Annotated in this window: 13 protein-coding genes; 12 read left to right on the top strand and 1 reads right to left on the bottom strand. The window is 73.2% G+C overall.

Annotation, left to right across the window (positions count from 1 at the left end):
- The first annotated feature begins 6 nt into the window (after positions 1 to 6).
- The 7 genes from E4622_RS12015 (at position 7) to E4622_RS11985 (ending at position 8,579) form a co-directional block, all read left to right on the top strand.
- Positions 7 to 2,532 carry a circularly permuted type 2 ATP-grasp protein gene (locus E4622_RS12015; protein WP_134740404.1) on the top strand — a complete coding sequence of 842 codons (2,526 nt, stop codon included), beginning with the start codon at positions 7 to 9 and terminating at the stop codon, positions 2,530 to 2,532.
- Positions 2,529 to 3,404 carry a transglutaminase family protein gene (locus tag E4622_RS12010; RefSeq protein ID WP_134740403.1) on the top strand — a complete coding sequence of 292 codons (876 nt, stop codon included), beginning with the start codon at positions 2,529 to 2,531 and terminating at the stop codon, positions 3,402 to 3,404. Before E4622_RS12015 ends, E4622_RS12010 begins: the two co-directional genes overlap by 4 nt.
- A 42-nt stretch (positions 3,405 to 3,446) precedes the next feature.
- Positions 3,447 to 4,439: a putative zinc-binding metallopeptidase gene (locus E4622_RS12005; protein WP_134740402.1), complete on the top strand. Its 993-nt coding sequence runs from the start codon at positions 3,447 to 3,449 to the stop codon at positions 4,437 to 4,439.
- Positions 4,440 to 4,528: 89 nt separating this feature from the next.
- Positions 4,529 to 5,554, top strand: coding sequence for a hypothetical protein (locus tag E4622_RS12000; protein WP_134740401.1), 1,026 nt, complete (start codon positions 4,529 to 4,531; stop codon positions 5,552 to 5,554).
- Between the two features lie 35 nt (positions 5,555 to 5,589).
- Positions 5,590 to 6,606 (top strand): hypothetical protein, encoded by a 1,017-nt coding sequence (locus E4622_RS11995; protein ID WP_134740400.1) that lies wholly within the window; start codon positions 5,590 to 5,592, stop codon positions 6,604 to 6,606.
- Positions 6,607 to 6,675: 69 nt separating this feature from the next.
- The gene (locus tag E4622_RS11990) at positions 6,676 to 7,629 is read left to right on the top strand and encodes a glutathione S-transferase C-terminal domain-containing protein (RefSeq protein WP_134740399.1); all 954 of its coding nucleotides are present in this window, start codon (positions 6,676 to 6,678) and stop codon (positions 7,627 to 7,629) included.
- A 29-nt stretch (positions 7,630 to 7,658) separates the two neighbouring features.
- Positions 7,659 to 8,579, top strand: a complete 921-nt coding sequence (locus tag E4622_RS11985; RefSeq protein ID WP_134740398.1) for a cation diffusion facilitator family transporter — start codon at positions 7,659 to 7,661, stop codon at positions 8,577 to 8,579.
- A 9-nt stretch (positions 8,580 to 8,588) separates the two neighbouring features.
- Here the strand turns inward: E4622_RS11985 and E4622_RS11980 are convergent, their stop codons facing one another.
- On the bottom strand, positions 8,589 to 9,059 hold the full coding sequence (locus E4622_RS11980) for an SRPBCC family protein (protein WP_134740397.1): 471 nt from the start codon (positions 9,057 to 9,059) through the stop codon (positions 8,589 to 8,591).
- 235 nt (positions 9,060 to 9,294) lie between these two features.
- On the opposite strand from E4622_RS11980, the gene pdhA reads away from it, so the two are divergent.
- The 5 genes from pdhA (at position 9,295) to E4622_RS11955 (ending at position 15,029) form a co-directional block, all read left to right on the top strand.
- The gene (gene pdhA / locus E4622_RS11975; protein ID WP_245156021.1) at positions 9,295 to 10,422 is read left to right on the top strand and encodes a pyruvate dehydrogenase (acetyl-transferring) E1 component subunit alpha; all 1,128 of its coding nucleotides are present in this window, start codon (positions 9,295 to 9,297) and stop codon (positions 10,420 to 10,422) included.
- Complete coding sequence (locus E4622_RS11970) at positions 10,422 to 11,405, top strand: alpha-ketoacid dehydrogenase subunit beta (protein ID WP_134740395.1); 984 nt, start codon at positions 10,422 to 10,424, stop codon at positions 11,403 to 11,405. The genes pdhA and E4622_RS11970 overlap by 1 nt, the downstream gene beginning before the upstream one ends.
- 1 nt (position 11,406) lies before the next feature.
- Positions 11,407 to 12,873 (top strand): dihydrolipoamide acetyltransferase family protein, encoded by a 1,467-nt coding sequence (locus E4622_RS11965; protein WP_134740394.1) that lies wholly within the window; start codon positions 11,407 to 11,409, stop codon positions 12,871 to 12,873.
- A gap of 146 nt (positions 12,874 to 13,019) precedes the next feature.
- Positions 13,020 to 13,604, top strand: a complete 585-nt coding sequence (locus tag E4622_RS11960) for a nitroreductase family protein (RefSeq protein ID WP_245155993.1) — start codon at positions 13,020 to 13,022, stop codon at positions 13,602 to 13,604.
- 93 nt (positions 13,605 to 13,697) lie between these two features.
- Positions 13,698 to 15,029: a serine/threonine-protein kinase gene (locus E4622_RS11955; RefSeq protein WP_134740393.1), complete on the top strand. Its 1,332-nt coding sequence runs from the start codon at positions 13,698 to 13,700 to the stop codon at positions 15,027 to 15,029.
- The last annotated feature ends 6 nt before the right edge of the window (positions 15,030 to 15,035 follow it).

Genomic DNA, 15,035 nt, shown 5'->3' with positions numbered 1-15,035 from the left:
GCTCCCGTGACCGTGCTCCGCGACTACGCCGACCGGCTCACCCAGCCCGCGCTCGGCGACCCGGCCGCGCGCTACGACGAGGTCGTGGCCCCCGACGGCACGCTGCGCCCGGCGTGGAAGGGCCTCGCGGAGACCGCGCTCGGGTTGGGGGAGCGCGACCTGCGCCGGGTCGACGACGACATCATCCGCTTCCTCGCCGACGACGGCGTCACCTACTCCGCGCCGGGCCGCCCCTCGGGCCCGTGGCGGCTGGACCCCGTGCCGCTCGTGATCGACGCGGCGTCCTGGGCGCCGCTCGAGGTGGGGCTCGCCCAGCGTGCGGAGCTGCTCAACGCCGTCCTCGTCGACCTGTACGGCGCACAGCGGCTGCTCGCCGACGGGGTGGTCCCGCCGGCCGCCGTGCTCGGGCACTCCGGCTTCGCTCGCGTCGTGGCGCGCCCGTCGGCCATCGACCCCCGGCCCCTCGTCCTCGCCGCCGCCGACCTGGGCCGCGACGCCGCGGGGGAGTGGCGGGTCCTGGCCGACCGGGCGCAGGCGCCGTCGGGCATCGGCTACGCGATGGAGAACCGTCGGGTGATCAGCCGGGTGCTGCCCGAGCTCTATCGCGAGGCCGGCCTGCACCGCATGGAGCCCTACCTGTGGGCGCTGCGCTCGGCGCTCATCCAGTCCGCCCAGAACGAGACCGCCGACCCCCGCGTCGTGGTCCTCTCGCCGGGCACGCACTCCGAGACCGCCTACGACCAGGCCTTCCTCGCCTCGGCGCTCGGCTTCCCGCTGGTGCGGGGAAGCGACCTCGTCGTGCGCGACGGCTGGGTGCAGCTGCGCGCCCCCCACGGACGCCAGGGCGGGCGGCTCGAGCGCGTCGACGTGATCCTGCGGCGCGTCGACGCGTCCTGGAGCGACCCGCTGGAGCTGCGCGGCGACTCCCAGCTCGGCGTGGCCGGCCTGGTCGAGGCCGTGCGTCGCGGCCGGGTGCGCGTCGTCAACGGGCTGGGCTCCGGCGTCCTGGAGAACCCCGCCCTGCTGCCCTACCTGCCGGCCGCCTGCGAGGCGCTGCTCGGCGAGCCGCTGCGGCTGGCCTCGGTGCGCACCTGGTGGTGCGGCGACCCGGCGTCGCTGGACCACGTGCTCGACCGGGTGCTCGACCGCACCGGGAGCGGCGAGCGGCTGCTCGTGCGCAGCATCGACGGGCCGCCCGCCGGGCTGGCCGGCCTGGACCCGGCCGCCGTGCGCGAGCGACTGCTCGACGAGCCGCACCGCTACGTCGGCCAGGAGCGGCTGCCGCTGTCGCAGGCGCCGACCTGGCGCGCCACCGGGGCCCACGCCGGTGACGCGGAGGCGCGCCGCGTCTCGCTGCGCACGTTCACGCTGCGCTACGGCTCGGCCTACCGGCCCCTGGTCGGCGGCCTGGCCAACGTCTACGACGGCGACCTGGCCACCTCCAGCAAGGACGTCTGGGTGCTCAAGGCGGCCGCGGCCGACCCGGACCAGGGTCTGGCGGACGTGCTGCCGATGACCGCGGCCCGCTCCACGACCGGCACCGTCCCCCGCATCCTGGAGGACCTGTTCTGGTTCGGCCGCTACGCCGAGCGCGCGGAGGACATGCTGCGGCTGGTGCTGGCCTCGCACACCCTCGCCGAGGACTTCGGCTCGCAGCCTCGCGCCAGCGGCAGCGCCAGCCTCGAGGTGATGATGCAGGTGCTGCGGCGCCTCGGGGGCGAGGTACACGCGGACCGCGACGACGAGTTCCGCTCGCTGCTGCTCGACGAGACGCGCGCGGGGTCGGCCGCCCACGCGCTCGCCGGGCTGCGCGACGCCTCCGCCGGCGTGCGCGACCAGCTCTCGCCGGACGCCTGGCGCTCCTTCGGCACCATCGACCGGGCCACCGCGATGCTGCGGGGCTCGGGCCACAGCCACCAGATCGGCGAGTCCGCGGGCCGCATGCTCACCGGGATCCTGTCGCTGCAGGGCGTGACCGCCGGGATGATCCGCGACGCCGGGTGGCACATGATCGGCGTGGGCCGCCACGTCGAGCGGGCCGTCCAGCTGTGCCACCTGCTGGAGGAGACCGCCACCGTGCGCCGCGGCATCGACGTCGACCGCGACGTGCTCAACGCGGTGCTGGTCGCCGCCGAGAGCTCCGTGACGCACCGGCGCCGCTACCGCGGCTACGTCCGCCCCGGAGGCGTGCTCGAGCTCCTGCTCACCGATGCCGAGAACCCGCGCTCGATGGTCTTCGGCATGACCGAGGTCGCGACCCACCTCGCGGCCCTGCCGGCCTCGACCGGCTCCACCCGCCCCGAGCGCCTCGTCGCCGACCTGCTGGCCTCGCTGACCGAGGTCGACATCGCCACGCTGGTCGCCATCGGCGGTGTGGCGCGGCCCAACCTGCAGGTCTTCCTCGACGTGTGCGCCGGCCAGCTCGCGCGGCTGGCCGAGGCCGTCGCCGAGGTGCACCTCGCCACCGGCCCCGCGCCGCGGCCCCTGGGCTCGCTGGCGCTCGTCGAGTCCCTGGAGGGTGGCCCCGCATGAGGTACCGCGTGCGCCACAGCACCACCTACACCTACGACGACCGGGTCACCGACAGCCTGGGCGTGGCCCACCTGGTGCCGCGCGAGCTGCCCTGGCAGCAGGTCGCCTCGTACGGCGTGACGGTCACCCCCGAGGCCGGCGACGTGAGCCACGACGTCGACTACTACGGCAACCTGGCGACGTACTTCCAGGTGACGCGCGCCCACGAGGAGCTGGTCGTGGAGGCGACCAGCGAGGTCACGGTCGGCGTCGCCGACGTGCCCGACGACGCGCTGGTGCAGCCCTGGGAGCGGCTGCGCCCGCTGCGCCAGCCCGACCGTCCGGGCGCCTGGTCGGCCACGGACTTCGCGCTGGCCTCCGCCCAGGTCGAGCAGGTGCCCGCCGCGCAGGCGTACGCCGCCGGGTCGTTCCCGCCGGGACGGCCGGTCGGCGAGGCGGTGACCGACCTGATGCACCGCATCCACCACGACATCGACTACGACGCCACCGCGACCACGGTCACCTCGACCGTCGCCGACATCCTCGACAAGCGGGCCGGGGTCTGCCAGGACCACGCCCACCTGACGATCGCCTGCCTGCGCAGCCACGGTCTGGCGGCCCGCTACGTCAGCGGCTACCTCGCCACGGAGCCCGCCCCCGGCAGGGAGCGCGTCGTCGGCGCGGACGCCTCCCACGCCTGGGTCGCGGTCTGGCTCGGCGGCGACGACTGGCTGGCGTTCGACCCGACCAACGACCAGCGCGTCAACGACCGCTACGTCACCGTGGCCTGGGGTCGCGACTACGGCGACGTGACGCCGGTCAAGGGCGTCATCTTCACCGAGGCCCGCAAGTCCACGCTCCAGGTGGCCGTCGACGTCGCGCCGCTCGACTGATCGGGTGAGCCCGCGGGCCACCCGCCGTGACAGGCTTGCGGCATGAAGGCCTTCCGCTGCCGGGTGTGCGACAGCCCGTTGTTCTTCGAGAACTCCGTGTGCGTCTCCTGCGGGACGGCGCTCGGCTTCTCGCGCGCCGAGCGCGCGATCGTGCCCGTCGACGACCAGGGCCGCTACGTCGACGCGGCGGGGCTGGTCTGGCACGTGTGCGCCAACCTCAACCTCTCCGGCTGCACCTGGCTGGCGCCGCTGGAGGGCGGGCAGTGCTTCAGCTGCGACCTGACCCGCACCCGCCCCTCCGACGACGACCCCGTCGGCCTGGAGAACTACCCGCTGGCCGAGCGGTCCAAGCGCTACCTGGTCTTCGAGCTCGACACCCTCGGCCTTCCCGTCGTCGGCAAGGACGTCGACCCCGTCGACGGCCTGGCGTTCGACCTGCTCTCCAGCGTCGACGAGAACGTCGTCATCGGCCACGAGGACGGGCTGATCACCATCGACCTGGCCGAGAGCGACGCCGCTCACCGCGAGAAGGTGCGCGCCCAGCTCGCGGAGCCCTACCGCACCATGCTCGGCCACTTCCGCCACGAGGTCGGCCACTACTACGAGTGGCAGCTGGTCCGCGGCGAGGACACCATGCGCCGCTGCACCGAGCTGTTCGGCGACGAGTCCAAGGACTACCAGGCCGAGATCTCGCGCCACTACGACGAGGGGCCGCCGGAGGGCTGGGAGGAGTCGTTCATCTCGACGTACGCCACCATGCACCCCTTCGAGGACTTCGCCGAGACCTGGGCGCACTACCTGCACATCGCCGACACCATCGAGACCGCCCGGGAGTTCGGCCTCGTCACGGTCAGCCCCATCGGGGCGTTCTCGTCGTTCCGGGACGTGGTCACCGGCGTCTGGGTGCCGCTGTCGACGGCGCTGAACCAGATCAACCGCAGCATGGGCAAGGACGACCTCTACCCGTTCGTCATCCCCGCTCCCGTGCTGGACAAGCTCGACTTCGTCGCCTCGTTGCGCCCTGGCGCAGCGTGAGGGACTAGACCGGGGAGACATCGGCGGGGGTTCTCCTTACTCTCGGGTTCTCAGCAGTCGGCCTCCGGCCGACCGACAAGGGAGCCCCCATGCCTGCACCCGCGCGACGACGTCACCGCGCCCTCGTCCTGACGCTCTCGGGAGGCCTGCTCCTCGCCGGCCTGGTCGGGACCGCCGGTCCGGCTGCCGCGGCGCCGGTCGCCACCGGCCAGATCACCGCCGGCATCGAGTTCGCGAAGCTGTCCGGCAGTGCCGCGACCTGCAGCGTCCCCTCGCCCGGCGACGACGCGGCCGTGCCCTTCACCAGTGACAGCGGCGGCAAGACCGCCTCCCTCTCCGGGACCGCCACGGTCGCCGACAGCAACGACGCCGCCGACGTCACGTCGTTGACCGCGAGCGCCAAGACGTCCGCGCGCACGACGGCGGTCGCGGGGTCCCTGAGGGACCTCGACGTCACCTCCGCGCTGCGGGCGCGCTTCATCTCGGCCCAGGGGTTCAACTCCTCGTGCAAGGTCTCGGTGCAGGCCACGGCCGCCACCCAGACCGCGTTCGACGTCTCGAGGCCCGGCTGGCTGACCCTCGTGGCCACCAAGGGCCAGGGCGGCTACGGGGTCCTCGCGGTCGCAGGCCCGACCGGGGTGTTCCAGACCTACGCCCTGAGGGTCAGGTCGAGCGACAGCTACCGGTTCTTCCTGCCGGAGGCCGGCCAGTACCAGATCAGCGTCCAGGTGGCGGCACCGGTGGAGACCCCCGACGGCCCGGACGACCCCACCGACGAGTCGGTGAGCCTCAAGGTGCACGGCGAGTTCCGGACCGCCGGCGTCGCCACCGGCAACCCGGTCGGCGCGGGCGCGTCGTTCCTCGCACTCGGCTCGCAGCGCTCGTGCGCGGCCGACACCCTGGCGGCGACGTTCACCGCCCAGGCCCGCAAGGTCAAGACCGCCACGATCTACGTCAACGGCAGGCGCGTCGCCACGGTGCGCAAGCCCAAGGCCGGCCGGGTCGTCACCCTCACCCACCTCAGCGACACCCAGCCCGTCTCCGTCCGCGCGGTCCTCGCGCGCAAGGCGGGCAAGCCGGTCACGGTCACGCGCAGCTACCTGGCGTGCTCGTGACGACCCCCGCCCGCCACCAGCCCCAGGAGACCTCCGTGACGCACCTCCCGCACCGGGGCCGGCCCCTCGCCGTCCTGGCCTCCCTCGCCCTGGGCGCGACCGTCCTGCTGGGCTTCGCCCCGTCCGCGCAGGCGATCCCCCTCCAGGGCCAGTTCGTCGTGCAGACGAGCTTCGGCACCACCGGAGGCGCGGCGTGCACGCTCACGACCGACACCTCCGACAGCTACGAGACCGCCTTCGCCGCGGGTGCCGCCAGGAGCGGCAGCTTCTCCTCGACCGCGACCGCCGAGGACTCCGGTGACGCCGCCGACGACACCGCCCTGGCCGCCAAGGCGTCCGGGCGCGTCCAGGCCCTCGAGGCGGGTGGTTCCTTGAGGAGCCTCACCCTGAGCGCCTCCCTCTCCGCGAGCATGGTCGCCGCCCAGGGCCTCGCCACGTCCTGCGACAGCTCGGCCTCGACCCTGGTGGGCACCCAGACCATCTTCACCCTCGCGCGGCCGGGGTGGCTGACGCTGCGCGGCAGCGTCTCCCGCAGCACGGAGGCGGAGCTCCAGCTCAGCTCCGCCGCCTCACAGCAGGGCGCCTTCGCGATGTCCGTCGGCCTCAAGTACGACCAGACGCGACGCTTCTTCCTGGCCGCCGGGACCTACCAGGTGCTGGGGACCTTCGAGCTCGAGGTGGAGAGCCCCCAGGTCGCCGGCGACCCCACTTCCGCGGCCGGCGCCGGCAGCATGTCCCTCACCTTCACGGCCGCGGGTGACGCGGTCGCCGCCACGGCCGGCTCCGGCAGGTCGTTGCTCTCCCTGGACGGTGCCCTGTCCTGCGGCGCGCGCTCGGTGGCGGGTGCCTTCGTCGGCAAGGCCGGGCGCGTGCGCTCGGCGGCGTTCTTCGTCAACGGCAGGCGCGCCAAGGTGGTCCGTGCGCCCCACCGCGGCGACGACGTGGTGCTGCGCGGGCTCTCGCCGGTCGCGGACACCACCGTGACGGCGGTCCTCACGATGAGGAAGGGCAGGCCCAAGACGGTCACGCGCAGCTATGTCTCGTGTGCCTGATCGAGGGCGGGCGCTGATCCGCCGGGGCCATGGGGCCCCGGTGGTTGAGCGTTCACCTAGCCTGGGGGCATGAGCGACGCGAAGTACGTCAAGCCCGGCGAGGAGTTCAGCCGGGACATGAACTACGTCCCGGACCGGATCACCCTCGGCTCCCGGCGGCCCGAGCACGGCCCGGTCGAGGGTGAGCTGTGGCCGGTGGAGCCGGGTCGCTACCGGCTGGTCGCGGCCAAGGCCTGTCCCTGGGCCAACCGCGCCATCATCGTGCGCCAGCTGCTCGGCCTGGAGGACGTGATCTCGCTGGGCACGCCCGGGCCCACCCACGACGAGCGCAGCTGGACCTTCGACCTGGACCCGGACGGTCGCGACCCGGTGCTCGGCATCGAGCGGCTCCAGGAGGCCTACTTCACGCGCTTCCCCGGCTACGAGCGCGGCATCACCGTGCCGGCCGTCGTCGACGTCCCCACCGGCGAGCTGGTCACCAACGACTTCCCGTGGATCACCCACGACTTCTTCTTCGAGTGGCGCGAGCACCATCGCGAGGGCGCCCCGGACCTGTGGCCCGAGGACCTCCGCGAGGAGATGGACGCGGTGATGAAGCGGATCTTCACCGAGGTCAACAACGGCGTCTACCGCTGCGGCTTCGCGGGCTCCCAGGAGAGCTACGACGCGGCCTATGACCGGCTCTGGACCGCCATGGACTGGCTGGAGGACCGCCTGGCCGACCGCCGCTACCTCATGGGCGACGCGATCACCGAGGCCGACGTCCGGCTGTTCACGACCCTGGCCCGCTTCGACGCGGTCTACCACGGTCACTTCAAGTGCAACCGCCAGAAGCTCACCGAGCTGCCGCACCTGTGGGGCTACGCCCGCGACCTCTTCCAGACCCCCGGCTTCGGCGACAACACCGACTTCGAGCAGATCAAGGCGCACTACTACGTCGTCCACTCCGACATCAACCCCTCCGGCATCGTGCCGAAGGGCCCCGACCCCGCCGTCTGGCTGACCCCGCACGGCCGCGGCTGACCGTCCCCTCGAGGGGAGAGAATGGCGGCATGGGACACGGGCATGGGCACGGGCACGCGGCCGGACGCGCGGCGGACCGCACCCGCCTGCGCTGGGTGCTCGTCGTCACCGCCGGCGTGCTGGCGGTCGAGCTCGTGGGCGCCTACGTCACCGGCTCGCTCGCGCTCCTCGCGGACGCCGGCCACATGGCCACCGACGCCGGCGCCGTGGTGCTGGCGCTCGGGGCGTCGTACGTCGCGTCCCGTCCGGCGGGGCCGCGCTCGACGTTCGGCTACCACCGCGCCGAGATCCTGGCGGCGATGCTCAACGCCCTGGTCCTGCTGGGCGTCTGCGCCTACGTGGCCTACGTCGGCCTGAGCCGGCTGGCCGACCCGTCACCGGTCGAGGCCGGGCCGATGGTCGCCTTCGCCGTGGTCGGGCTGGTCGCCAACGCCGTCTCCATGGCCATCCTCAACCGCTCGGACACGGGCTCGCTGAACCTGCGCGGCGCCGCCAACGAGGTCCTGGCCGACCTGGTCGGCTCGCTGCTGGTGGTCCTCGCCGGTGTCGTGATCCTGGTGACCGGTTGGGAGCGCGCGGACGCGGTGGCCTCGCTGGTGATCGCGGTGATGATCGTGCCGCGCTCGCTGGTGCTGCTCAAGGACTCCGCGGTCGTCCTGCTCGAGATCGCGCCCGCCGGCCTCGACCTCGAGGACGTGCGCCGCCACCTGGTCGAGGTGGACGGCGTCGTCGACGTGCACGACCTGCACGCGTGGACGATCACCAGCGGGATGCCCAGCCTGTCGGCGCACGTGACGGTCACCGACGAGGCGCTGGGCGATCGCGGGGTGGGCCGGATCCTCGACCAGCTCTGCGAGTGCGTCGGCGAGCACTTCGACGTCCGGCACGCGACGTTCCAGGTCGAGCCGCTCTCCCACGAGGCCCACGAGGACCTCGGCGAGGTCCACTGAGCCCGCGCGTCAGGAGGTGGGTCGGGCCTTGCCCGGCGACACGTCCTGCTCGGCCGCGGCCTTGAGGTTGACGAGGGTCTCCTCGATGGCCTGCTGGGTCCGCTTGCCGAACACCAGGTGGAAGCCGCGCGCGACCAGCCCGGGGTAGCGGCTGATGTCCCACGTCTCGGTCACCTGCGTGCCGCCGTCGTCGGTCGGCTCGAGCTGGTAGCGCCAGCGGTGCAGGCCCTTGTGGCGCCAGGCGATGAGCCGGTCGGGCTCGTGCTCGACGACCTTGTTGGTGATCTTGTACGGCGCGCCGTTCTGCATCTTCATCCCGAACTCCGAGCCCAGGGTGAGCCGGTCGGGACCCGAGACCGTGCCGCGGACCGTGCCCGAGCCGTCGATGCGCGGGTGCTGCTGGGGGTCGGCCAGGATCGCGAAGACCGCCGAGGGCGGGGCGTCGATCGTGGTGCGGGCGGTGACGACGGGGGTGGCCATGTCGGGAACACTAGTGATGACCCCGACGGATTGGCGACGCCGACGATGCCGACGGTAGGTTGTCCAGGCACGATTGTGTTCCGGGTCACAGGGCGTACCACCCCCGCGTCCGACGTCCGGACGACAGCCCTCGGCCCCGCGGAGACCCCGAACGGCCGGCGACCTCGAAGGAGTCCACGTGACGCAGCACCCCACCGGTGGCACGCAGAGTGACAGCCCCGGTTTCGGCCCCGACCTGGTGGAGGTCTTCGGGCCCTCGCAGCAGGACGGCGGCCCCGAGCTCATCCAGCTCCTGACCCCCGAGGGCGAGCGCGTCCACCACCCGGAGTTCGACCAGGACTTCTCCGCCGAGGAGCTGCGCGGCTTCTACCGCGACATGGTGCTCACCCGGCGCATCGACACCGAGGCCACCGCCCTGCAGCGCCACGGCGAGCTCGGCATCTGGGCCCAGCTGCTCGGCCAGGAGGCCGCGCAGATCGGCGCCGGCCGCGCCCTGCGCCCGCAGGACTACGTGTTCCCGACCTACCGCGAGCACGGCGTCGCCTGGTGCCGCGGCGTCGACCCGCTGCGTCTGCTCGGCCTCTTCCGCGGGGTCGACCAGGGCGGCTGGGACCCGGCGGCCAACAACTTCGCGCTCTACACGATCGTGATCGGCGCGCAGACCCTGCACGCCACCGGCTACGCCATGGGCGTGCAGCGCGACGGCGACGTCGGCACCGGTGACCCCGAGCGCGACACGGCCGTCGTCGCCCACTTCGGCGACGGCGCGTCCTCGCAGGGCGACGTCAACGAGGCGTTCATCTTCGCCGCCTCCTACAACGCCCCGGTCGTGTTCTTCTGCCAGAACAACCAGTGGGCGATCTCGGAGCCGATCGAGCGCCAGAGCCGGATCCCGCTCTACCAGCGCGCGCTTGGCTTCGGCTTCCCCGGCGTGCGCGTCGACGGCAACGACGTCCTGGCGACGTACGCCGTCACGAAGGCCGCGCTGCAGCGCGCCCGCGACGGCCAGGGCCCCACGCTGGTCGAGGCCTACACCTACCGGATGGGCGCCCACACGACCACCGACGACCCGACGCGCTACCGGCTGTCCAACGACGTCGAGAGCTGGAAGCTCAAGGACCCGATCGCGCGCGTCGAGGTCTACCTGCGCCGCAACGGCCTGGCCGACGACGAGTTCCTCGCCAGCATCCAGGCCGAGGCCGACGAGCTGGGCCACACCCTGCGCGAGGGCTGCAAGTCGATGCCCGACCCGCAGGCGCTGAGCATGTTCGACCACGTCTATGCCGAGGAGACCGACGAGCTGCGCGCGCAGCGCGAGGGCTACGCGGCCTACCTCGAGACGTTCGAGGGGAGCAACCACTGATGGCCACGCAGAAGATCACTCTCGCCAAGGGCCTCAACATGGGGCTGCGCAAGGCGATGGAGGACGACCCCAAGGTCCTGCTCATGGGCGAGGACGTCGGCAAGCTCGGCGGCGTCTTCCGCATCACCGACGGCCTGCAGAAGGACTTCGGCGAGGACCGCGTCATCGACTCGCCGCTCGCCGAGTCCGGCATCGTCGGCACCGCGGTCGGCATGGCGATGCGCGGCTACCGCCCGGTCGTGGAGATCCAGTTCGACGGGTTCGTCTACCCCGCCTACGACCAGATCGTGTGCCAGGTCGCCAAGATCCACTTCCGCAGCCAGGGCCGCGTGAAGATGCCGATGGTCATCCGGATCCCGTTCGGCGGTGGCATCGGCGCGGTCGAGCACCACAGCGAGTCGCCGGAGGCGCAGTTCGCGCACACCCCCGGCCTCAAGGTCGTCGCCTGCTCCAACCCCGTCGACGGCTACTGGATGATGCAGCAGGCCATCGCCTGCGACGACCCGGTGATCTTCCTCGAGCCCAAGCGGCAGTACCACGCCGACAAGGCCGAGCTCGACGAGTCCGCGACCCCGGAGCCGCTGTTCACCTCCCGCATCGTGCGCGCCGGCACCGACCTGACGCTGCTGGCCTACGGGCCGACGGTCAAGACCGCCATGAAGGTCGCCGAGGCGGCCGCCACCGAGGGCCGGTCCATCGAGGTCATCGACCTGCGCACCCTCTCGCCGCTCGACATGGGTCCGGTGCTCGACTCCGTGCGCCGTACGGGCCGCGCCGTCGTCACCCACGAGGCCCACGTCAACCTCGGCCTGGGCGCCGAGCTGTCCGCGCGGATCACGGAGGAGTGCTTCTACTCCCTGGAGGCGCCTGTCCTGCGCGTCGGCGGCTTCGACACGCCCTACCCGCCCTCGCGCATCGAGGAGGACTTCCTCCCCGACCTCGACCGGGTGCTGGACGCCGTCGACCGCAGCTGGGAGTTCTGAGATGCCGGAGTACCTCCTCCCCGATGTCGGGGAGGGCCTCATCGAGGCCGAGATCGTGACGTGGAAGGTCAAGGTCGGCGACGTGGTCGCCATCAACGACATCGTCGTGGAGATCGAGACCGCCAAGTCCCTGGTCGAGCTGCCGTCGCCCTACGCCGGCGAGGTCACCGACCTGCTGGTGCCCGAGGGCGAGACCGTCTCGGTCGGCACCCCGATCATCGCCATCGGCGAGAAGGCCCCGGCCGCGGCGCCGCCGATGGAGATCGACCTGTCCAACCCGGCCGCCAGCGGCCGCGTGGAGGGCGAGAGCCTGGTCGGCCGCAACAAGGCCGAGCGGGGCCCGCAGCGCCGCGCGCGCAAGGGCTCGGTGACGCCCGCGTCCGAGGCGGCCGCCAACACCCAGATGCAGGTGCAGGGCGCCTTCGCTCCCGGCGGCGCGCAGTCCCAGGACGTCGTGCCCGCCGACGAGCCCGCCGTGCCCGCGGTCTCGGCCGCTCCGGTGGAGCCCGAGCCGGTCTCCGAGTTCGTGCCCTCGAAGGCCCTGACCTCCGACGAGGTGCGGGTGCTGGCCAAGCCGCCGGTCCGCAAGCTCGCCAAGGACCTCGGCGTCGACCTCGCGTCGCTTCGCGCGACGGGCCCCCACGGCACCGTCACCCGCGCCGACGTCGAGGCCGCCGCCAACGGCTCCGCCCCCACGCCGGCCCCGCAGAGCGGGAGTTCGAGCGCAGCGAGAACTCCCAATGGAGCGACGAAGTCGCTCCACGAGACCCGGGAGCCCATCAAGGGCGTCCGCAAGATGATGGCCTCGGCGATGGTCGGCTCGGCCTTCTCGGCGCCCCACGTGACCGAGTGGGTCACCGTCGACGTCACCCGCACGATGGAGCTCGTCGACCGGCTCAAGCAGCGCCGCGAGTTCCGCGACGTGCGGGTCTCCCCGCTGCTCGTGCTGGCGCGCGCGGTGATGCTGGCCGTGCGGCGTACGCCCGAGATCAACTCGTTCTGGGACGAGGCCGCCCAGGAGGTCGTGCTCAAGCACTACGTCAACCTCGGCATCGCCGCCGCGACCCCGCGCGGGCTGGTCGTCCCCAACGTCAAGGACGCCCAGGACCTCACGCTGCTCGAGCTGGCCGGCGAGCTCAACCAGCTCACCGCCACCGCGCGCGAGGGCAAGACGCAGCCGGCGCAGATGAGCGGCGGGACGTTCACGATCACCAACGTTGGCGTCTTTGGCGTCGACGCGGGCACCCCCATCATCAACCCCGGCGAGTCCGCGATCCTCTGCTTCGGCGCGATCAAGAAGCAGCCCTGGGTGGTCACCACCGACGGCGTCGACGAGATCGTGCCCCGCCAGGTCACGACCCTCGCCCTCTCCTTCGACCACCGCCACATCGACGGCGAGAAGGGCTCGCGCTTCCTCGCCGACGTCGCCGGCATCCTCGAGGACCCCGCCTCCGCCCTGCTGTTCTGACGGGGCGGTGGGCAGGTTTTTCAGCATCTGCTGAAACCCTGTCGCTTCTGGGCCAGAACAACGGCCCAGAAGCGACAGGAAACCCCCAGAAGCTCCCGGCGGGACGCCGGCTCGGGGTCGCCCAGCGGACAGGCGGGGAATAGCCGGTGACCCGCGCGGGCTGGTCCTGCATGGTCGAGCCGGAGATCCTGCCCGTGCTACGCGAGCGCCGGAGCGTCCGCAGCTACGACGAGCGACACGTGCTCGCCACCAGCGAGCTGGCCAGCCTGCTCGAGGCCGCGCGCTGGGCGCCGTCGGCCGGCAACTCCCAGCCCTGGGCGTTCCTGGTCGGGCGGCGCGACGACGCGGCGCACCGGTCGTTCGTGCCGCTGCTCGCGCCGAGCGTACGTCGCTGGGCGCCCGCGGCGTCCGCGCTGGTGTTCGCCCTGCACCAGGTGGGGACCGGCCCGGAGGCGGACGCGCTGACCTACTCCGACTACGCCGCCTACGACCTCGGCCAGGCGGTCGCCCAGCTGTGCGTGCAGGCGGGGGCGCTGGGGCTGTCGTGCCACCAGTTCGCGGCGTTCGACCACGACGGGATGGCGGAGCTGGCCGGGGTCCCCGCCCACTGGTCCGTGACGACCGGCATCGCGGTCGGCCGGGGCCTGCTCAGCGAGCTCGCTCCTCGTGAGCGCAGGCCGCTGTCGTCCATCGCGTGCGGCGGACGGTTCGGGGCGTCGCTGCGGCTGTGAGCGCCGCGCAGCCCGGCGCGCCGGTGGACCGCGCGCGCCGCGCGCGCCGGGCCAGGGGGCGTGAACCCGCACCCGCCGGGGTAGGACGTCCCCGTGAGCGTCGCGGGTTACCCCGAGCCCGGGGAGATGGTGGGGCCGTTCCGGGTGGAGCGGCAGCTCGGCGTGGGCGGCATGGGTGTGGTGTTCGCGGCGCTCGACCCGGTGCTGGACCGCCGCGTCGCGCTGAAGGTGATCGCGCCGCACCTGGCGCAGGACGAGACGTTCCGGGCGCGCTTCACCCGCGAGGCCCAGGCGCAGGCGTCGCTGGACTCCCCGCACGTCGTGCACGTCTACGCCCACGGCGAGGCCGACGGCCGGCTCTACATCGCCACCCAGCTCGTCGACGGCGGTGACCTCGGGCAGCTGCTCGCCCGCCACGGCGCACCGCCGCCCCGGCTCGCGCTCGACGTCATCGCGCAGGTCGCGGGCGGGCTGGCCGCGGCGCACGCGCGCGGGCTGGTGCACCGCGACATCAAGCCGGCCAACGTGCTGGTCGCGCAGGGCGACTCCGGCATGCGCGCCTACCTCGCCGACTTCGGCATCGCGCGGCGCGTGGACGGCCAGGCGCAGCTGACCACCTCCGGCGGCACGCTCGGGACGCCGACGTACATGGCGCCCGAGCTGCACCTCGGCAGCGAGCCGGGCGTGGCCAGCGACGTCTACTCGCTGGGCTGCCTGCTGTGGTCGGCGCTCAGCGGCGACGCGCCCTACCGCGGCACGTCGGACTACCAGGTGGTCACCGCCCACCTGGAGGAGCCGGTGCCGCAGCTGCCCGAGACCACCCTGCTCGCGCGCGAGACCAACCGGGTGCTCCGCCGGGCGATGGCCAAGCGGCCGGAGGACCGCTACCCGAGCGCGGACGCGCTGCGCGAGGACCTGCTCGCCGTGCTGCGGCTCCCGGACCAGTCCGTCACCCCGGCGCCACCACCGCCGGCGCCGCCCGCAGGCGCGTCGGCGGCACCCGACCGCGCCGAGCCGCGTCGCCGGCGTCGGGTGCTGGTGGCCGCGGTGGCGGCGGCGCTGCTGGTGGTCGCCGGCCTGGCGGTGGCGTACGTCGTCACGCGCGGCGACGACGCCCCCTCGGCGTCGGCGCAGGAGGATCCCAGTGGGACCGGCCCGGGCGGGGAGCCGCTCACCGAGTCCGACGAGGAGCGTGCCGAGGCGGGGCTGGCCGAGGGCTTCGTCAACGTGGCCGGGCCCGAGGGCTCCCAGTGCGTGGCCGAGGACGTCGTCGACTCGGTCGGGGTGCCCGCCTTGGTGGAGGCGGGGTTCTTCGACGAGGAGTGGACCTTCCTGGACCCCGACCTCGCGGACCACCCGGACATCAAGAAGGCGCTCAACACCGCGGTGTTCGGGTGCCTGGACCAGCTGCCCGCCGCGCCCTGAGCCGGG

Source organism: Nocardioides sp. 503 (genome assembly GCF_004522095.1).
Taxonomy (GTDB): domain Bacteria; phylum Actinomycetota; class Actinomycetes; order Propionibacteriales; family Nocardioidaceae; genus Nocardioides.
The sequence above is the reverse complement of the archived record's forward strand: the minus strand, read 5'-3'. Positions and strand labels throughout refer to the sequence as shown.

Bases quoted from the DNA above. Each gene is read 5' to 3' on its own strand.
- E4622_RS12010 (WP_134740403.1), top strand. From the start codon at position 2,529: ATGAGGTACCGCGTGCGCCACAGCACCACCTACACCTACGACGACCGG.
- E4622_RS12005 (WP_134740402.1), top strand. From the start codon at position 3,447: ATGAAGGCCTTCCGCTGCCGGGTGTGCGACAGCCCGTTGTTCTTCGAG.
- E4622_RS12000 (WP_134740401.1), top strand. From the start codon at position 4,529: ATGCCTGCACCCGCGCGACGACGTCACCGCGCCCTCGTCCTGACGCTC.
- E4622_RS11990 (WP_134740399.1), top strand. From the start codon at position 6,676: ATGAGCGACGCGAAGTACGTCAAGCCCGGCGAGGAGTTCAGCCGGGAC.
- E4622_RS11985 (WP_134740398.1), top strand. From the start codon at position 7,659: ATGGGACACGGGCATGGGCACGGGCACGCGGCCGGACGCGCGGCGGAC.
- E4622_RS11980 (WP_134740397.1), bottom strand. From the start codon at position 9,059: ATGGCCACCCCCGTCGTCACCGCCCGCACCACGATCGACGCCCCGCCC.
- E4622_RS11970 (WP_134740395.1), top strand. From the start codon at position 10,422: ATGGCCACGCAGAAGATCACTCTCGCCAAGGGCCTCAACATGGGGCTG.
- E4622_RS11965 (WP_134740394.1), top strand. From the start codon at position 11,407: ATGCCGGAGTACCTCCTCCCCGATGTCGGGGAGGGCCTCATCGAGGCC.